This is a genomic window from Psychrobacter sp. DD43, from assembly GCF_904846555.1.
Taxonomy (GTDB): Bacteria; Pseudomonadota; Gammaproteobacteria; order Pseudomonadales; family Moraxellaceae; genus Psychrobacter; species Psychrobacter cryohalolentis.
This window is the reverse complement of record NZ_CAJHBE010000003.1, coordinates 81,159-99,858: the sequence shown is the minus strand read 5'-3', so window position 1 is coordinate 99,858 and position 18,700 is coordinate 81,159. Positions and strand designations below refer to the sequence as shown.

The 18,700-nt window shown below is 41.9% G+C and carries 15 protein-coding genes; 8 read left to right on the top strand and 7 right to left on the bottom strand.

All coding sequences use genetic code 11. The features are described 5' to 3' along the window. Positions 1 to 225 precede the first annotated feature (225 nt). Positions 226 to 1,185 (top strand): AEC family transporter, encoded by a 960-nt coding sequence (locus JMX89_RS02460; protein ID WP_201531373.1) that lies wholly within the window; start codon positions 226 to 228, stop codon positions 1,183 to 1,185. A 125-nt stretch (positions 1,186 to 1,310) separates the two neighbouring features. On the opposite strand, the gene JMX89_RS02455 is transcribed toward JMX89_RS02460, so the two are convergent. Together JMX89_RS02455 and JMX89_RS02450 are read right to left on the bottom strand one after the other, a co-directional pair. Then, complete coding sequence (locus tag JMX89_RS02455; RefSeq protein ID WP_201531375.1) at positions 1,311 to 2,330, bottom strand: LLM class flavin-dependent oxidoreductase; 1,020 nt, start codon at positions 2,328 to 2,330, stop codon at positions 1,311 to 1,313. Positions 2,331 to 2,872: 542 nt separating this feature from the next. Further along, positions 2,873 to 3,802 (bottom strand): LysR substrate-binding domain-containing protein, encoded by a 930-nt coding sequence (locus tag JMX89_RS02450; RefSeq protein WP_011513490.1) that lies wholly within the window; start codon positions 3,800 to 3,802, stop codon positions 2,873 to 2,875. 495 nt (positions 3,803 to 4,297) lie between these two features. On the opposite strand from JMX89_RS02450, the gene JMX89_RS02445 reads away from it, so the two are divergent. The 5 genes from JMX89_RS02445 (at position 4,298) to JMX89_RS02425 (ending at position 10,578) form a co-directional block, all read left to right on the top strand. Further along, the gene (locus tag JMX89_RS02445; RefSeq protein ID WP_201531377.1) at positions 4,298 to 5,959 is read left to right on the top strand and encodes an AmpG family muropeptide MFS transporter; all 1,662 of its coding nucleotides are present in this window, start codon (positions 4,298 to 4,300) and stop codon (positions 5,957 to 5,959) included. Positions 5,960 to 6,006: 47 nt separating this feature from the next. Then, a complete protein-coding gene (gene prmC, locus JMX89_RS02440; protein ID WP_201531379.1) occupies positions 6,007 to 6,933 on the top strand; it encodes a peptide chain release factor N(5)-glutamine methyltransferase in 927 nt (308 codons plus the stop codon). Between the two features lie 15 nt (positions 6,934 to 6,948). Next, a complete protein-coding gene (locus JMX89_RS02435; protein ID WP_201531381.1) occupies positions 6,949 to 7,743 on the top strand; it encodes a HesA/MoeB/ThiF family protein in 795 nt (264 codons plus the stop codon). Between the two features lie 74 nt (positions 7,744 to 7,817). Further along, complete coding sequence (locus JMX89_RS02430) at positions 7,818 to 9,173, top strand: ABC1 kinase family protein (RefSeq protein WP_201531383.1); 1,356 nt, start codon at positions 7,818 to 7,820, stop codon at positions 9,171 to 9,173. A gap of 103 nt (positions 9,174 to 9,276) precedes the next feature. Further along, on the top strand, positions 9,277 to 10,578 hold the full coding sequence (locus tag JMX89_RS02425; RefSeq protein WP_201531385.1) for a YbfB/YjiJ family MFS transporter: 1,302 nt from the start codon (positions 9,277 to 9,279) through the stop codon (positions 10,576 to 10,578). Positions 10,579 to 10,597: 19 nt separating this feature from the next. On the opposite strand, the gene JMX89_RS02420 is transcribed toward JMX89_RS02425, so the two are convergent. Further along, entirely contained in the window at positions 10,598 to 11,086 is a 489-nt protein-coding gene (locus JMX89_RS02420; RefSeq protein WP_020443364.1) for an Lrp/AsnC family transcriptional regulator, read from the bottom strand. Positions 11,087 to 11,303: 217 nt separating this feature from the next. Between JMX89_RS02420 and leuA the strand changes: the two genes are divergently transcribed. Together leuA and JMX89_RS02410 are read left to right on the top strand one after the other, a co-directional pair. Beyond that, the gene (gene leuA, locus JMX89_RS02415) at positions 11,304 to 13,088 is read left to right on the top strand and encodes a 2-isopropylmalate synthase (RefSeq protein WP_201550758.1); all 1,785 of its coding nucleotides are present in this window, start codon (positions 11,304 to 11,306) and stop codon (positions 13,086 to 13,088) included. Positions 13,089 to 13,378: 290 nt separating this feature from the next. Next, on the top strand, positions 13,379 to 13,993 hold the full coding sequence (locus tag JMX89_RS02410; protein WP_181210556.1) for a hypothetical protein: 615 nt from the start codon (positions 13,379 to 13,381) through the stop codon (positions 13,991 to 13,993). 136 nt (positions 13,994 to 14,129) lie between these two features. Here JMX89_RS02410 and accC read toward each other — a convergent pair whose 3' ends face one another. The 4 genes from accC to JMX89_RS02390 form a co-directional block, all read right to left on the bottom strand. After that, complete coding sequence (accC, locus tag JMX89_RS02405) at positions 14,130 to 15,491, bottom strand: acetyl-CoA carboxylase biotin carboxylase subunit (RefSeq protein ID WP_020443367.1); 1,362 nt, start codon at positions 15,489 to 15,491, stop codon at positions 14,130 to 14,132. A gap of 204 nt (positions 15,492 to 15,695) precedes the next feature. Then, a complete protein-coding gene (accB, locus tag JMX89_RS02400; RefSeq protein WP_011513500.1) occupies positions 15,696 to 16,127 on the bottom strand; it encodes an acetyl-CoA carboxylase biotin carboxyl carrier protein in 432 nt (143 codons plus the stop codon). A gap of 250 nt (positions 16,128 to 16,377) precedes the next feature. Next, a complete protein-coding gene (locus tag JMX89_RS02395) occupies positions 16,378 to 17,745 on the bottom strand; it encodes an MATE family efflux transporter (RefSeq protein WP_011513501.1) in 1,368 nt (455 codons plus the stop codon). A gap of 380 nt (positions 17,746 to 18,125) precedes the next feature. After that, positions 18,126 to 18,623, bottom strand: a complete 498-nt coding sequence (locus tag JMX89_RS02390) for an EVE domain-containing protein (RefSeq protein WP_201531389.1) — start codon at positions 18,621 to 18,623, stop codon at positions 18,126 to 18,128. Between the last annotated feature and the right edge of the window lie 77 nt (positions 18,624 to 18,700).

Here is an 18,700-nt window from a genome sequence, read left to right as displayed (position 1 = left end):
AGAAAAGCAAAAAGCCCATACCGAGAAGTCGTTATGGGCTTTTTTATTGCCAAAATACTACCGTTGTTAAAAGAAAGAGGTGTACTCACTTGTCTTGGTTGCTGCTTTCTCTTTATACTGGCTCTACGAATTACCAACTCTATTATTATTACTTATATCTTTTTTATTAATTTACCTCGCTATTGTCCACATTATGATGGGCTTGTCACTAAACTGAGCCTATTTATGATTGATGCCATTATTTTTGCTATGACCATCGTCTTGCCCAACCTTGTCTTAATGTGGTTAGGTTTTTTTATGAAAAGACGCGGTGAGGCGGATCAGGTGTTTATCGATCAGGCCTCCAGTTTCGTTTTTAATTATTGTCTGCCATGTCTGCTGTTTTTTAGTGTGGTCGATAGTGACGTTGATTATGCGAAGCAAGTGGTACTGATAGGCGCTGGTATTGTGGTGACCTTTATATTGTTTATCGGCTCTGAGCTCTATGCTAAGCGCTTTATCAGCGACCCTGCCAATCAAGGGGTTTTTGTACAAGGTATCTTTCGCAGCAATATGGCAATTATTGGACTGGCAACCGTTGCCAACGCCTATGGGACGACTGGCTTAAGTATTGGCGCGGTATATATGGGTGTGGTGACAATACTGTTTAATATTTTAGCGGTGATTACGCTCAGCCGAGTGTCTAAGAGTATAGAGGATACTTGGCTCAGTCGTAGTACCATGATTGTCAAAAAGCTATTTACCAATCCGCTCATCATTGCACTCGTTGCAGCCTTTACTTATAAAGCATTGCCACTACCACCGATAGCGGGTGTGATTCATATCACCGGTGGGCTATTAGCAGCAGTTGCTTTACCGCTTGCCCTGATTTGTGCCGGTGCCAGTATTAATTTGAAGTCGATGTTGCATCCTTCTGGACTTTCTATGCAGGCAAGTATTGGACGCATTGTTATTGCACCGTTGGTTGCTATAGCGGTTGGTTTTGCTTTTGGCTTAACGGGCGTACATATGGGCGTACTGTTTTTGATGGTTGCATCACCAACAGCAGCAGCAAGCTATGTGATGGCAAAAGCGATGGGCGGTAATGATATTTTAGCGGCCAATATTTTGGCATTTACAACAGTAGTTGGTATGTTTGGCATGGCGATTGGCGCGGCAATATTACGCGCTATGGGGCTAATTTAACCACTGTTTGATAAATGACTACATACTTATAAAACAGTGGTTAAATCAAAAGACAGTTATTAAGAATTTATCAACCCCTGATTAAAAAACCTTCCCTTCTATAAAGAAGGGAAGGTTTTTTAATATTATGCAAGTATTGCTGTTGGTTTTAAATCAAATAAATTAAGCTCAGAGACAAGCTCAAGCGAACGCAAACGTGCTGCTTGGTCATAGATGTTTGCTGTCACAATCAGCTCATCGGGCTGATAGGTAGCAAGAAACGCCGTAAGCTTTGGCTTAACCGTTTCAACAGAGCCGATGAACGATACCGACAACGCACTATCCACCATCATTTTCTCAGCAGCGCTCCAGATACTATCCATATCATGAGTAGGCTTTGGCATTTGACCTGTTTCACCACGGCGCAAGCGCACAAAGCTCTGCTGTGCTGAGGTAAAGTGATAATGGGCGGTCGCATCATCGTCCGCAAGCAATAAATTTGCCGCTAGCATGACATAAGGCTTGTCTAAGTAAGCTGATGGTCTAAATTGCTCGCGATAAGCATTGATGGCTTGCCCAAGCATTTGCGGCGCAAAGTGTGAAGCAAACACATATGGCAATCCTAAGTGCGCTGCTAAGGTCGCACCAAAAAGGGAAGAACCTAGTATCCAAATGGGAATATTGGATTTTGCACCCGGAAATGCTTGTACGGGACTATCATCTGTGCCATTCCCCAAAAAGTACATCAACTCTTGCACATCTTGCGGAAAGCGATCAGCATCTTGCATCTGGCGACGTAATGCCTGAAAAGTTGCACCGTCTGTACCGGGCGCACGACCCAAACCCAAATCTACGCGATCGCCATATAATGCTTGCAGAGTACCAAACTGCTCAGCAATGACGAGCGGGGCATGATTGGGCAACATCACACCACCTGCGCCAATACGTATACGCTTAGTCTGAGCACCAATATGCGACAATAGCACTGACGTCGCTGCACTAGCAATACCGGGCATATTATGATGTTCTGCCATCCAATAGCGATTTAAGCCAGATTTTTCAGCTTGCTGCGCTGTCTCGACGGTTTGGGCAATGCCTTCAGCGATGCTTTTACCCTCAGGAACGGGGGCTAAATCTAAGAAGGATAAGGGAATAGAGTTACTCATAAATCACCTGTTTTTAGATGCCATATGATTAATGGCAGTATTATTTATTATAAATTTATAAGAGCCTCAGCTTGCGTAGTTATTATTCAACTAGTGATATAAGTATCATTATGCAAGTCCTGAACGCTTTACCTCCTATATAATGGGGCGGTTAAATAAGATATAAAGGTCAGTATTCATGCTGATAACAAATCTTAATCATATGAGATATAGAGGATAAGGACAGTTGGTTTAGTCAGACATTGACTAGAAAAGAATAGTTCACAATAAAAAGCATCACTATCTAAAGATAATGATGCTTTTATGAGTATTTTTAATTACGAGTACTTTGATCTTCTATTTATATAACTGACTTAATAATCAAATACTATAGTCACTCCTAAATAAAATAAGTACAAATATCATAACGCGCTACTGGTATAAATTTCTCTTGCTTGCTGTGCCTGCGCAGACAGAGGCGGCGCAAAACTTATCCCAGTAGCACTGTGTTTGATTTATAGTGGATTGACTATAGCTACACGTATTAGTGAAAACAGCAGTCATTACTGACTAAACTGTTTTTGACACAGCTCCATAAACGCCCGTCCATACTGACGAATCTCTGCGTCATCACGTACTGCCATCCAACTGGTAAAACGTCCAAAATGGTCGACTGGAATGGCGGTTAGATTTTGATAATGACTTGGCTCAAATGCCATTTCTGCAATAATACCAATCCCTAAGCCAAGTCCAACATAGGTGCTAATCACATCAGCATCAAGTGCTGCCAATACGATATCTGGCTCAAGACCGGCATCGCTAAAAGTCTTGTCAATGGCGCCGCGCCCCGTAAAACCACCGTGATAAGTTACGATTGGATAGCTGGCGAGAGTTGGTAAATCGATAGATTCTAGTCCTGCCAATTCATGATCGCTTGGCACAATGACACGATGCGTCCAGTCGTAATAACGATAGCAGCGCAGATAGTTGTTATGTAGCAAGGACTCGGTTGCAATACCAATATCGGCCTGCCCACGTATCACCATCTGTGCGATGGTTTCAGGATCTGCCTGTTGTAGAATGAGATTAACCTTAGGAAAACGCTCTTTAAATTCTTTCACGACTTCTGGTAAGACATAACGTGCCTGAGTATGAGTCGTGGCAATTGTCAATGTACCCACATTTGGATTGTTAAAGTCGAGGCTGAGGTTTTCAATCGTACGGATTTCGGTAAAGATAGACTCAATATGCGGCATGAGCGCCGTACCCATTGTCGTAAGCCCCGTCAAACGTTTGCCTTGGCGCACGAACACTTCAGTTTTGAGCTGATTCTCAAGTGCTGCGATATGCTTTGAAAGACTTGATTGGCTGGTATGCAGTACCGTCGCCGCCTGACTTAAATTATAGCCATTGATTACGGTATGCCACACTGTCTCCAACTGTTTGAGTTGAATTTGCAGATGCCGCTGATTGACCACTACGTCGATTGCCATAAGTTAATCCCATTATATAAAGAGTCAGTCGTCTTTATAAAAGTTAAAACGCCCAAACAACATAACAAGCGTGTAGTGTAAATCAAAGCTATTATTCTTGTATATAATAAATAGGTATCTATTTATACATATATGGAATATAGGAAAATCGCTTGAATAGTAGGCTAGATAGAAATCTAATAGGAGTAAACCAAAAAATTATATCTTAATTTATATTTAAGAAAGGTTAAGATACATGTACTTACTAAGGAAAGCTATAGAGTATATCCGATATGCTCAATCAAGTAGTTAGTGGAAAAACATCTAGTCAATTTAAGCATTCTCAAGTACCATTATTCAATTTTGCAGCAAATGTCATTTTCTTTGTACAGAGCTAGGCAATTTTTTGTCCTTTTTTATCCTGATAGTCTCGATGTCACACTGCCAGTAGATAAAATTTTTGGATAAAAAGTAGCGCACTGTCGTATTTTTTGTCTAAATTTTTGGTGAGTCGTTATGTCTGCTGTCCAACCTATTCCGCCCAATTCTCCTATTGCCAAGAAGTCACTTAGCGAATCTTTGCAAGCTTATCTTGATCGGCGTTCACTTATCATGCTGTTCTTGGGCTTTGTCGCTGGCATTCCGATCTTACTAATTTTCTCTAGCTTATCATTATGGCTGCGTGAAGCAGGGATTGATCGTAGCGTAGTAACGATGTTTAGCTGGGCAGCGCTTGGTTATGCCTTTAAGTTTATCTGGGCACCACTGATTGATGCGGTGCCATTGCCAATATTAACCAAGCTCTTAGGTCGCAGGCGCAGCTGGATTTTGGTCTCGCAGATTATGATTATTGCCGCTATCTGTATTATGGCGAGTGTCAATCCAGCGAATGAGGGCAGTCTAGTCCTGATGGCAGTAGGTGCAGTACTACTTGGCTTTTCATCAGCGACACAAGACATCGTTATTGATGCCTATCGCATCGAATTGGCACCACCAAGCCTACAGGCGGTCTTGTCTGCCATGTATGTGACCGGTTACCGTATCGGGATGATTGTCGCTGGTGCTGGAGCATTATATTTAGCCGATTACTTTGGTTCTACCGAGAGCTTCTATAGCTATGAGGCGTGGCGCAATACCTACTGGATTATGGCAGCGGTGATGGGCATTGGGGTTATTACCACCTTGGTGATTCATGAGCCGATTAGACAACAAGTGGTTGTTGAACGTAAAACGTCAGAATATACCCGTCTAGTATTAGTATTCGCTATATCAGTCATAGGTTTTGTACTGGTATTTGCTAATGCGGGCTTGGTCTTACCTGAGACAGAAAGTGTGTTCGCAGGCTTCTTAATCGAAGTAGTGCGTATGGTATCGAGTTTGGCAGCGGCTTTGATTATCGGTTACGGCTTAGTAAAAGCCAATCTTGTGGAGCAAGAGTTTGCTAAGACCACATGGATTGAGCCTATTGCTGACTTTTTCCGCCGTTACGGTAAAAAGGCGTTATTGTTATTGGCGCTGATTGGTCTTTATCGTATCTCCGATATCGTTGCCGGGGTTATCTCTAACGTCTTCTATCAAGACATGGCATTCACTAAAGTTGATATTGCCAACGCCGTTAAATTGGTTGGTGTTGTCATGGCGATTGCTGGTGGTTTCTTAGGTGGTTTATTAGCACAAAAGATGCGTATCATGCGTGCAATGATGGTTGGAGCAGTCCTTGCCTGCGTGACCAACTTGTTATTTATTCTGTTGACGTACCATCCTGGGAGCTTGCCGTATATGTATTTGGCAGTAATCCTTGATAACCTTGCAGCTGGTCTTGCTAGTGCTGTATTTATTGCCTTCTTATCTGCATTAACATCTATTCGATTTACTGCCGTCCAGTATTCAATATTTTCATCACTAATGACATTATTACCAAAAGTGGTGGGTGGTTATTCAGGCACTATCGTTGATAGCACCAGTTATCCCTTCTTCTTTATGTTTACTTTTCTAATTGGTATTCCTATTTTAGCGCTGATTTATTATGTTGATAAATATATCGTCATTGGTGACAATGATGATATTTATGGTGATGGCGGTGACGATAGTAATAGTGGCAGTAATAAAGGTGTTGAGTTAACCAAAGCCAATCCTAATTTAACCAATACCAATGAGCCACCGCGCGCGTCAGAGTAGGTTAGAGGTTATAAAAATAAAGCAGATATAATTATTAAGAGTCATTTATGACAGCGCAAAAAGCAGCAGACGTAACAGTATGGCAAATCAAGCAGCAAGCGATTCAAATGGCGGAAGAATTATCTGTTCCGCCATTTTGGATAACGGATTGGCTGCTATATATCATTGATAAACCCGCGCTATTTTTAATAACGGATGATAGCTATCAGCTAAGTGATGTTGAGGTTGAGCGATTTAATGTTGGTGTGACCAAAATGCAGCAAGGTACACCATTGGCTTATTTAACGGGTATACAGGCATTTTGGTCGCTTGATTTTGCCGTTAATGAACATACCTTAATTCCCAGATCCGATACGGAAGTTTTGGTTGAGCAAGTACTACATTGGATAAATACTGCCAATAAAGAGTTTGTACCTAATGCTGCTAGCAATAAGCGTCTGCTTGATCTGGGCACGGGTTCTGGTTGCATTGCCATTAGTCTTGCTCACGAGTTAAAGCTGGCTCGCAAATTGGAACCAGTAAGCTGGCAAGTTGTTGCCGTTGATTTCTCGCTAGAGGCGCTAAAAATTGCTCAGCATAATGCGGTCAGTAATGCTGTAGATATCGAGTTTGTCCATAGTAGCTGGTATGATGCACTCTCTACTCAGGACGAACATTTATTCGATGTGATTGTCTCAAATCCGCCCTATATTGATGAGGCGGATAAGCATTTAGCAGGTTTATTAGCAGAGCCAATTAGTGCTTTGAGCGCCCCTAATCATGGTTTGGCTGATATCGAACATATTGTCCATCATGCGCCGCAGTACCTAAAAGTAGGCGGGCTACTAGCGATTGAGCATGGCTTTGATCAAGGGCATGCTGCACGCCAGTTATTTGCGGACAATCATTTCGATAATATACAAACGATTAAAGATTTTGGTGGGAACGATAGAGTGACGCTTGGGCAGTTTTATAAAAATAAGCGGCAATATTGAGTACTGGTAATCCATATGAGTAATGTAGAAACAGAGATATTGTTAGATGATGAGCTGCTGCGTTATGCGCGTCAAATATTGCTTGATGGCTGGGATATTGATGCTCAGCTACGATTAAAATCATCACGTGTCGTCATGATAGGCGCAGGTGGGCTAGGTTGCCCAGCTTCTGAAACCTTAGTGCGTGCAGGACTTGGGCATATTCACCTAATTGATGAAGATGACATTGAAGCCAGTAATTTACAGCGTCAAACATTGTTTTTACCGGAGGATATTGGTAAACCTAAAGCTCTAACTGCTGCGCAAATGTTGATGCGTATCAATCCTTTAATCACAGCTCGCGGTACGATAGCGCGTTTGAGTGAAGACAATGCTTATGAGTTACTTGATATGGCGTGCGGTACGCCAGACCTATTGTTAGACTGTACAGATAATTTTGCTACCCGTGACATCATCAATCGTATTAGTGTGCGCTATCAGATTCCATTATTATCGGCATCTGCTATTGCAATGCAGGGGCAACTGGCACTGTTTGAGCCACATCTAAATACTGGCTGCTATCACTGTGTGTTTGGTTCGGTAGTACTAGATGCCGAGGCGGATGAACGTACGTGTGCCAATTCAGGAGTGCTTGCCAGCACCACAGCTATCATGGGGAATCTACAAGCCAATGCAGCTTTGCAATATCTAGGATTAACCAAAAATCCACTGACAAACAAACTGCTGATATGGGATGGTAGTCGGATGCAGCAACGCTTGATGGGATATCGAAAAGAGTCAGAATGTCCTGTCTGTAATAGCTTTTCCTAATTTCAATTAATGATTTTTTACCAATTATAATCGCCGATTCTCAAATATCCTTCTTATGACCACAGTTGTCTTTTATGAAAATTCATCGTCCGCATTTATTAAAACATACCTTTAATGTCGTTAATCGTGTTCGTCAAACAGCAAGTGTCGCTGGTTTATCAGCGCTTAGAGTGGCGAAGGGCGAAAAGCCTGATGCCATGCTGTTAAAAGAAACTTTTGAACAACTGGGTACGACTTATATCAAAATTGGGCAGTTTATTGCCAGTACGCCGTCATTATTTCCGCGCGAATATGTGCAAGCCTTTCAAAGCTGTTTGGATCAAACCACGCCATTGTCTTATGCTTATATCGAGCAAGTATTAACAGAAGAGCTAGCTGTTAATGGACTCACACTTGAAGAGACGTTTGCCTATATTGATTCAAAACCACTGGCTTCTGCTTCTATCGCCCAAGTCCACGCAGCGCGTTTGCATAATGGTGATGAAGTTGTCTTAAAGGTGCAAAAACCTGGCGTCGAAACCATTATGCAGACGGATTTGGGTGTATTGCATGGCGTGACAAAGCTGGTTGAATTGTTGATGCCTTCAATGAGATTTGCCAGCATTGCGCCGATTATTGATGAGATTCGTTTGCGTATGCTTGCGGAGACAGACTTTATCGCTGAGGCACAAAATATTCGCGACTTTCAGCAGTTTTTGGCAGTATCAGGCAATACACGTGTGGTGGCACCAAAAGTCTATGAGGCGTACACTACCAAGCGTGTGTTGACCATGAGCCGCTTATACGGTGTCTCTATGGTAGATGAAACTTTGATGCGTCAATATTGTACTGATCCTGCCCAAGTGATGGCAGATACGCTCAATACTTGGTTTGCAAGTCTGATGCTGTGTAATAGTTTCCATGCGGATTTGCATGCGGGTAATTTAATGCTATTAACTGATGGACGTATCGGATTTTTAGATTTTGGTATTGTCGGTAAATTGAAGGCTGAAAGCTGGCGCGCTTGCATGGGAATGATGCAAGCCATGCAGGATAATGATTATTATGCGATGGCACGCCATATGATAGATATGGAGATGACACATGGTGGTAGTCAGGTTGATGTGGTGGCATTGGGTGATGATTTGCAGCGTATGATGAAGACCATTATGGCAGAGGACAAAGCCTTTACCAGTGGTGTGCCTTTTAATACGAAAGAGCAGGCGGATGAGCTGAATACAATGATGCTGGAGATAGTTGAGGTCGGTAAGCGTCATGGTATTCATTTTCCGCGTGATTTTGCTTTATTGACCAAGCAGATGCTCTATTTTGACCGCTTTATGCGTACGCTTGCACCTGATATGGATATGTTTAGTGATCAGCGCGTGCAGATGTTGGGACAAGCAGAGAAAAATGAGCAAGAAAATCGTCCAACACTCAATGTTTCGTAGGATTAAATACTATATTTAATGCTGTTCTAATACTCGTTCATAATTGTTGTTTACTACTTTAACACAAAGGATTGTGTGCTTTTTGCCACAAAATGGCCTTGTCATGATGACTGCTCTCAAAAGCCGTGCTGTTATTACTATCACCAATGAAACAGCTGTTGCGTTGATTGGTATGTACTGTATGGCAGTGGTGATGGGGTTTGGACGCTTTTTATTTACAGCCACTTTACCTGATATTATGCTGCAATTGTCGCTATCCACGACCATTGCGGGTTGGCTCGCTTCAATCAACTATATTGGCTACTTTATTGGCGCGCTTATCGCGATGTTTGTGCCGCAGCGTTTAACATGGCACATGCTAATATTATGGACAATAGTTAGTGTCATTACTACCATGCTGTTGGTCGTGCCAAATATGTCATTAAATCTATGGTATGGCATTCGGCTGATATCAGGTATCGCAAGTGGTGTGGCGATGATTTTAAGCTCATCTTTGGTCATTCAAAGCTTCAGTCTTGAGCGCCGTTCGGTGCTATCGGCAGTACACTATGCAGGTATCGGCGTCGGTATCAGTGCCTCCGCAATATTGACGTGGTGGTTACTGACGCTTGGCTACCATTTCGACGTGATTTGGCTGATCGCTGGAATGATTAGCTTACCTGTTTTATGGTTGCTGTATGGCATACGTCCGTCTGCTATGGTTACTTTATCTGGTTCAACATCATCAAATCCAACATCAGTAAGCTCAGAAACACCCCAGAGTAATCATTATTCCTCGCTATATCAAACCTATATTAATTTTAAGCGTTCTTTATACGAGGCGCTAGCAGGTCATAGCAAGCCCATTGCATTATTGTTGACCAGTTATGTGCTGGCAGGCTTTGGTTATATTACATCGGCGACTTTTTTGCCGGTAATGGCAGCTCAGCGCTTGACCACTCAAAATTCTGCTGGACTGTCTATTTGGCTGGTGGTAGGTATTTTTGCCATGCTCTCAAACCCGATTTGGGGTGCTCTTGCCAAGCGTATTGGTGAAGTCAAAACCTTAATGGGCTTGACGTTATTGCAAGCGTTTGGTATGTATTTGCCAATAGGGTTTGATGGTGCTATTGGTTTATATGCTAATGCCATGATTTTAGGGTTAACCTTTGTGGGTATGGTCTCTATGACCTTGACGATTATTAAAAACATAAATCCCATCTATTCAAATCTGTTGATAGGACTGGCGACATTAGCCTATGCAATAGGGCAGTTCATCGGACCATTGGTAACGGTAGCGCTGGCGGGAGAGAATGATAACTTTAATGCAGGGTTGTTGGTAGCGGCTATAGGACTGCTGATAGGACTGGTTTTGGTATTCTTTTTCTGGCGTCAAACGAACCGACTGCAAAAAATAATCATTTAAGCGAATCACTTTAGTAGTATTAAACCATACTGCGGCTGAATACTTCTCGCAGCTCAAAGCTGGTATGGACTTGTGCCACGCCTTCGATACGATTTAACCGATGCAATAAAAACTCCTCATAGTGAGCCATGTCCCGTACGCGTACTTTAATCAGGTAGTCCTCGGAGCGACCAGTGACGATACTACAGCTGATGACTTCATCGAAGCTTTTAACCTTGCGCTCAAACTGCTCAAAACGGTCGGCCGTGTGACGGTCCATACTGATAGCAATGAAAACTGCCAAGGGATAGCCAAGTTTTTGGGCATCGGTTTGAGTATGATAACCGGTGATAACGCCACTATCTTCTAAGCGCTTAATACGGCGCGCGCAAGGGGTTGCCGAGAGATTAACGCGCTCGGCAAGCTCAGTAATGCTCATACGTGCATCGGTCTGCAATAAGCGCAATAAGCGTTTATCTGTGTCATCAATATCTGCAATTAAAAGCTGATTAGAATGAGTATGTTGCATAACAAGTATTTTTATTAGTGGATTATGCCAATTATAGCGATTTATTTATCGTATTTCACTAATATAAGGTAAATATACTTATTATAAAGCCGATATTCACCTTATAAACTTTGTTATTATAATGGCATAAGTTCGTATTATCTCGTATGATAAAGCAGGATTTTGGCATTGATTGCCTCACTAAAAATACCAACCTAATGCCATCTAAGGATTGATTATGTCTGACCAAGCAACACGCCCTGTAGCGCCTGCCGCTGCAAAGAGCACACCAAAAAAAGCCGCTTTCGATTTCCGTAAATATCGCCCTTTTGCATTTGCGCCACTGTTGCCAGATCGCACATGGCCGAGCAAAACGCTAGAGAAATCACCGATATGGGCAAGTGTGGATCTGCGTGATGGCAATCAGGCATTGATTGATCCGATGACTATTGAACAAAAAATGCGTTTTTTTGAAACCTTGGTAGAGGTGGGTTTTAAAGAGATTGAAATAGGTTTTCCCTCAGCGGCACAAGTCGAGTTTGATTTTGCTCGTAAATTGATTGAAGAAAATCATGTGCCTGACGACGTGACTTTGCAGGTATTGGTGCAGGCACGTGAGCATTTGATTGCTCGTACTTTTGAATCCTTAAAAGGCGCAAAGCGTGCCATCGTTCATGTTTATAACTCAACTTGCCGTATTCAGCGCGAAAAAGTATATGCTAAAGATAAAGCTGAAATCAAAGAGATAGCTGTCACTGGTGCTAAATTATTGGTTGAATATGCTGCTAAATATCCAGAAACAGAATGGGTATTCCAGTATTCACCTGAGAGCTTTAGCCAAACTGAGACTGAATATGCAGTTGAAGTCTGTGATGCCGTTTGTGATGTTTGGCAGCCCGAGAATGGTCAACAGGTAATCTTAAACTTACCTGCGACGGTTGAGGCGTCAATGCCCAATGTATTCGCTGATCAAGTCGAGTATTTTTGTCGTAATCTTGCCAAGCGTGAGCATGTAACTATTAGCTTGCATACGCATAATGACCGAGGCTGTGCGGTGGCGGCGGCTGAGCTTGGTGTGCTTGCTGGCGCAGATCGTATCGAGGGCACCTTGCTTGGTAATGGCGAGCGTACCGGCAATATGGATATCATGGTCATGGCGATGAATCTGTTTAGCCAAGGTATCGATCCTGAGCTTGATTTTAGTAATATGAGTGAGATTGTACAAGTCGTTAGCGAATGCAATAACTTGCCTCTGCATCCACGTCATCCCTATGTAGGTGAGCTTGTATTTACTGCCTTTAGCGGCTCGCACCAAGACGCGATCAAGAAATGCCTCGACTATAATGAGAAGCATGTGGAGAAGACAGAAAACGTCTGGGATGTAGCATATTTACCAATTGATCCTGCACATATTGGTCGCAGCTATCAGGATGTGGTTCGTATCAATAGCCAATCTGGTAAAGGCGGTGTGGCTTATATCTTACAGCGCAACTATGGCTTTAATTTACCACGTTGGATGCAAATTGACTTTAGTGGTGTGGTACAAAAACAAGCTGAAACCACGGCTCGTGAATTGCAGAATGATGAAATCTTACAGACCTTTGAAGACACTTATTTACAGCAAGGCAGTTTTGAGCTGTTAGATTATACAGTCAACAATAAAGGCGGCGAAGTCTACTTTAACGGTCAAGTTCAGATGAATGGCGATACCATCACTATAGATGGTGATGGTAATGGGCCGTTATCTTCGTTTATCGATGGATTGGCGCAGCACACAGGTAAATCAATCCATGTCATTAACTACGCTGAGCATGCAATTAATCCGCAGCATAATAGCGGTGATGGTATCAATGATGATAACAATAGAGACAATAAGACAAATGCCAATGCTGCTGCTTATATACAGCTAAATGTAGATGGTGAAGTTTATTCCGGTATCGGTACTTGTAGCAGCACCGTATCAGCCATGCTAAAGGGTGCATTGTCAGCCTTTGCTCAAGCAGTTAGTATCGCTGCTGTTTGATAACTAAGTACTTAAGAATTTAAATATTTAGGTATATAAGTTTACGTTTCTATAAGTATAACGTCATGGCTCATTGCGATAAGCAAATCAGAGCCATGGCGTTATTTTTTATGTTTGGACCTATGTTTGGACCTATGTTTGAAACTCAGTAATTAGAGATCTTATTGAAATGCTTACCACTGAGAGGTTAAAGCCTAATAGCATAATGTTACTTGTGTTTTCGGTGACTAAGACTTACGCTAATGTACATAGCATTCATTATTATAATAGTATAAATAACAAGGTTAATTATGGAACCTCTCTCATTTGCTTCATTTTCATTAGCCGCTATTTTGGCATCATTGCCAGTAAATGGCGAAGCAGTTAGTAAGCCGACCATTACCACACATATTAGTCCTGCGATTGCTGGACAGTGGGAGATCGATTTAAACAGTAGTATCACGATGACCAAAGAAGCTGAGGCGCGGCAAGCAGCGTCAAAAGAGAAGAGTCAGATTAAAAGTAATGAACCTAAAGTCGACGCCGGTGCAGGACTATTGACACAAAACGAAAAACGACTCATTAATATTCAAGCAGATACCAGCAAAAAACTCATTGCATCAGCAAAGAAATCTGCTCAGTGCCGTGAGCTTTACAATTTTGCTGCTGATAATGAAATGTGGTCAGTCAGTGGCAAAGAGTGGACTTATGGACGTTATTTGATTACGCACCGTGAAGAGGGGCTACCTATCATTGCTATTAAAACCGTTTACGATAACAATGAAGTAGATTGCTCCGGCAGCCAGATAGATCAGAGCAATGAGGCGTTGATTGCATTTTTAAATCATGATGGCAATCAAATGCAGTGGTGTGCTGATCCTGATGGCAAAGAGTGCTTTATGAACTTTAATAGAATTCTGCCATAATAATGGTTTTTCGGTGACTTTGCTTTAGCTTTAATTACAATCATCAATAAAAAAACCGCTATCTGCATGGATAGCGGTTTTTTTATTGAGAACAAATCTTTAGGATAACAATATGTGATATCAATATTTAATCAGTTCACAAGTTGGCTTTTTCTTTATTAGCAGTTAACAATTCTCTTTCAAGATAATGAATATTCTGTGCTTCATGAACAAAATTATCATCTGATAAGATTACATCACGATGCATCGGGATATTTGTTTTGATACCTTCGATAACCAACTCATCAAGTGCCTGTAGCGTTTTAGAAATCGCTTGCTGACGGGTTTGACCATGACAAATAAGCTTACCAATCAAAGAATCATAGTAACTTGGAATCTCATAGCCAGGATATAGATGTGAGTCAAAGCGGATACCAGCCCCACTAGGTGAATACAGCTGAGTGACCGTACCAGGTGATGGCATAAAGGTCACCGGATCTTCAGCATTGATACGACATTCGATCGCATGGCCTTGAATTTCAATCTCACTTTGGCGATACGATAAACCGTAGCCTGCTGCGATTTTTAACTGTTCAACGACCACATCAATGCCTGTAATCATCTCAGTAATAGTATGCTCAACTTGTACGCGAGTGTTCATCTCAATAAAGAAATATTCATTATTTTCAAATAAAAACTCAAAAGTACCAGCACCGCGGTATTTGACTAGCTTACATGCTTTTACGCAAGCATCTAAGATAGGTTGACGTACATCATCAGGAATATCAGGGGCAGGGGCTTCTTCTAAAACTTTTTGATGACGACGCTGCAATGAGCAATCTCTGTCATATAAATGAATGGCATTACCATTACCATCGCCAAGTACTTGTATCTCTACATGTCGCGGGTTTTGGAGATAACGTTCCATATAAACCGTATCATCACCAAACCATAGCTCAGCTTCTTGCTTAGCCGCTTGCACTTGACCGATAATTTCTTCAAAGCGCTCAACCACACGCATACCACGACCACCGCCACCCGCTGCCGCTTTAATCAACAAGGGAAAACCAATATTGCGCGCTTGCTCTTCAGCATTGTGTAGCGTCACAGCACCTACTGAACCAGGTACTGTCGGCACACCCGCTTTTTTCATAGCATTAATCGCGGAAACCTTGTTGCCCATCAGACGAATATGATCTGCAGTAGGGCCTACAAAGGTTAATCCAGCTTCTTCAATACGTTCAGCAAATTCAGCATTTTCAGCCAAAAAACCATAACCGGGGTGAATGGCATCAGCGCCAGTAATCTCAGCAGCAGTCAAGATAGTATTGATATTTAGATAGCTTTGATTGGCATTAGGCTTGCCGATACAAATGGCTTCATCAACAAAGCGTAAGTGCATCAAATTGGCATCAGCCGTAGAGTAAACACCAACGGTTTGAATACCAAGGGCTTTACAAGCGCGAACGATACGTAGAGCAATCTCACCTCTATTGGCGATGAGCAGTTTTTTTATCATGGGGTCATCCTTATTGAAGCGGCGTTTTTTAATGGAGTCACTATATTCAGCAATATCAAAATTTATTATTAAGCCTAGTGATTATCTAACTTTAAAATCTTTAAGCTTAGATATGATTAAGCTTAAATAGCCTAAGCATAAGTTGATATTGCCTGATAAATAGCACGCTCTCCATCAGAACGAAGTAAAGGTTGGCAAATCTGGTTACGCTTTATAGCGTACGATAGGCTGACCAAACTGTACCACTTCAGAATTAGTGACCAAGATCTCATCAATAACACCACTTTGAGTCGCCTCAAGAGGATTCATAATTTTCATCGCTTCAATGATGCCGAGCGTATCACCAGCTTGCACTTTTTGTCCAACCTTTATAAATGGTGGATCATTAGGGCTAGGGGCTGAGTAATAAACGCCAACCATAGGTGATGTCTCAACACTACCTGCTTTCATCGCAGGCTGAGATTCAGTAGTATGAGGTGTAGCAGCACCAGCAGTAGGTGCGGCCATCATCGTTGGCGCCGGCGCATCATAGTGACGAGTCAAACTGATATGCTCGTCATCTGAGCTGATTTCCAAATTAACCAGTTCGCTTTCTTCCATGAGTGCAATGAGGGTGCGTATTTTTTCAATATCCATAATTGTATTTTTGCCTTGTAACAAATTCGAGAAAAATAGTGTAACTAAATATTGTGTAGATAATTGCTAATGATACCTATATTCACGGCAATGAGCAATCGATGTACAGTTGTTAACTGAGTTTTTTTACATATTATGACGTAAGCGCTCGTTTGAGTAAGAATTTATCATAGTCTATGTGACTTGCGAGCGCCAGTGATGATTATTACAGATAACATTTAGATAAACTTGTGTAAACCTAGTCTTATTATTATCCCCACATTGCCAGTAATCTCTTTTGTTGGTAGCGCAAACGTATGGTAAGTAAAATAGACGATAAAAATAACCCCGTAATTAAAGCCATCCAAAAACCTTGCGCCCCAATATCAGTAAAGCGTACTAGATAAATACCAAGCGGCAGTGCCACTATCCAGTAGCAAAATAGGGTAACCCACATCGGTATTGTAGTATCTTGCATGCCCCGTAATATGCCCGCGACATTGACTTGCCAGCCATCAAATAGCTGATAAGCAAGCGCAAAGATGAGCAAATGCATGGCTTGAGCTCGTACTACAGGATTGTCAGTGAATGCCGCTGCTAATTGTGGTCTAAATAGCCAAACACCAATCATACAAGCAAATGCAATAAGTACCGTCCATATAAGGCCGGTTGCTTGTACTTGACGCAGTGCCATTAGGTTTTTTTCACCAAAGCGGTTGGATACCATAATGGTCAGTGCCATCGCGACCGAAATGGGGATCATAAACAACTGCGAGGTCACTGATAGGGCGACTTGGTGCGACGCGGTTGCCAGCTCACCCAATGGACTAATCACCAGTGCGCCTAAGCTAAATAGACTGGCTTCAAAAAAGATAGAGACGCCAATCGGAATACCAAGCTTGAGAAGTTTTTTTATCTGTGCCCGATTTGGGCTGGCAAAGGCATAAAAAAAGCGCGTACTGGCAAATTGCTGACGCTTAGTAAAGCTGGTATAAGCGGCTAATAATAAGACGTTAATCCACAAAACGATAGCAGTTGCTACCCCGCAACCAGCGCCACCCATCTCAGGCATGCCAAACAAGCCATGGATAAAAATATAGTTAAGCGGGATATCTGCAAGCAGCCCTATGATACTAATAACTGTCACTGGCTCAGGTCGACCAAGCGCTTCACAGTAACTACGCAGCACCGCATAAACGGCAATTGCAGGGAAGCCAAATGATACGCCATGCAAATACTGAGTTGCTATCGGTTGTATATTTTCAGGAACACCCATGAGGGCAAGTACATTGGGTGCTAGGTTGACAATGATAAAACCAAGGATACCAATGACACCAGCCGTCCATAATGACTGCTGCGTGATATGTGGTACTTTATCGAGTTGGTTTTGACCAATGGCTTCACCGATCAGAGGCGTAGTCGCAATCAAAATACCTGTTGCTAATAAAAATAATGGTAGCCAAATACCTGAGCCGACAGCGACAGCAGCCAAATCAAGTGCCGAAACTTGACCTGCCATAATGGCATCGACAACACCAAGCGCTGCTTGACAAAATTGGGTGATTAAGATGGGCAGCGCGAGTATACCTAAGCGTAAACTGTAACTTTTAAAATCTACAAAAGACAACGGGAAAACCATAATGAGCAACTTTTATTCTTTACAATAATTATTTTTGATAAACAAATTTTACTAATGAACAAACACAGCCATTAATAAATCAATAGCGAGACAGTAAAATAGGAGGTGTGCGACGATAATACTCCGATAAATAATATGAGCAAGTGCATTTTTAATAAGACTAGGCATGCGGAGTGAAAAAAGAATCACTGATGCTAAAATAAAAATAACCCGCCGATTCAAGTGATGAAGTGACAGGTCATAAGTTAATAGAATGGTAAAGAAGTTAGGCTATAATGTAAATGTTTTAGAAAGGTTTGATAAATATCGTATTTATAGGTGTATTAAGCCTCTAATAGAAGAATTAAACATCAATTTTGGTGCTTATAAGCCAGAATTATTCATTCAATAGAGTCAGTATCTTCTGACAGTAAATTAAGATTTCCTGCAATATCCATAATTGCATACCAGTGTTTAGGCTCAAGCGGTATGATGGTCAATTGCTCACAGCCTTTTCTCAGTAATAATGAGTCCTCGAGCGCGGGCAGAAACTTTAGCTCTGACAGTGGTAATATATCATTAAAAGCTTGATTGAAAGTCACATCCACCATATACCATCGCGGATTCTCTGCGGTGGCTTTCGGGTCGTAATGCCGGTGTTCAGGATGAAATTGAGTAATATCAGGATAGCCAGCTTGACTAATAGTCACGATACCAGCAACGCCAGAGGGTTTAGCACTAGAGTGGTAAAAAAACGCCTTGTCACCTACTTGCATATCATCACGCATAAAATTGCGGGCTCGGTAGTTACGCACGCCATCCCACATCTCTGTTCCTGCACCTTCTAAGTCTTTTATACTAAAACAGCTTGGATTAGATTTTATAAGCCAATATGCCATGGTTTTTATCCTTTTTATATAGTTGGTTATTTATAATTATTTTATATAATAATGGTGATTCTTAGTTATTTTGCCTA

What these genes read in the sequence shown, in the direction of transcription:
- leuA (WP_201550758.1), top strand. Translation starts at nt 11,304, where the DNA reads ATGTCTGACCAAGCAACACGCCCTGTAGCGCCTGCCGCTGCAAAGAGC.
- JMX89_RS02390 (WP_201531389.1), bottom strand. Translation starts at nt 18,623, where the DNA reads ATGGCATATTGGCTTATAAAATCTAATCCAAGCTGTTTTAGTATAAAA.
- prmC (WP_201531379.1), top strand. Translation starts at nt 6,007, where the DNA reads ATGACAGCGCAAAAAGCAGCAGACGTAACAGTATGGCAAATCAAGCAG.
- JMX89_RS02410 (WP_181210556.1), top strand. Translation starts at nt 13,379, where the DNA reads ATGGAACCTCTCTCATTTGCTTCATTTTCATTAGCCGCTATTTTGGCA.
- JMX89_RS02445 (WP_201531377.1), top strand. Translation starts at nt 4,298, where the DNA reads ATGTCTGCTGTCCAACCTATTCCGCCCAATTCTCCTATTGCCAAGAAG.
- JMX89_RS02430 (WP_201531383.1), top strand. Translation starts at nt 7,818, where the DNA reads ATGAAAATTCATCGTCCGCATTTATTAAAACATACCTTTAATGTCGTT.
- JMX89_RS02425 (WP_201531385.1), top strand. Translation starts at nt 9,277, where the DNA reads ATGATGACTGCTCTCAAAAGCCGTGCTGTTATTACTATCACCAATGAA.
- JMX89_RS02455 (WP_201531375.1), bottom strand. Translation starts at nt 2,330, where the DNA reads ATGAGTAACTCTATTCCCTTATCCTTCTTAGATTTAGCCCCCGTTCCT.
- JMX89_RS02450 (WP_011513490.1), bottom strand. Translation starts at nt 3,802, where the DNA reads ATGGCAATCGACGTAGTGGTCAATCAGCGGCATCTGCAAATTCAACTC.
- accC (WP_020443367.1), bottom strand. Translation starts at nt 15,491, where the DNA reads ATGATAAAAAAACTGCTCATCGCCAATAGAGGTGAGATTGCTCTACGT.
- JMX89_RS02395 (WP_011513501.1), bottom strand. Translation starts at nt 17,745, where the DNA reads ATGGTTTTCCCGTTGTCTTTTGTAGATTTTAAAAGTTACAGTTTACGC.
- accB (WP_011513500.1), bottom strand. Translation starts at nt 16,127, where the DNA reads ATGGATATTGAAAAAATACGCACCCTCATTGCACTCATGGAAGAAAGC.
- JMX89_RS02460 (WP_201531373.1), top strand. Translation starts at nt 226, where the DNA reads ATGATTGATGCCATTATTTTTGCTATGACCATCGTCTTGCCCAACCTT.
- JMX89_RS02435 (WP_201531381.1), top strand. Translation starts at nt 6,949, where the DNA reads ATGAGTAATGTAGAAACAGAGATATTGTTAGATGATGAGCTGCTGCGT.
- JMX89_RS02420 (WP_020443364.1), bottom strand. Translation starts at nt 11,086, where the DNA reads ATGCAACATACTCATTCTAATCAGCTTTTAATTGCAGATATTGATGAC.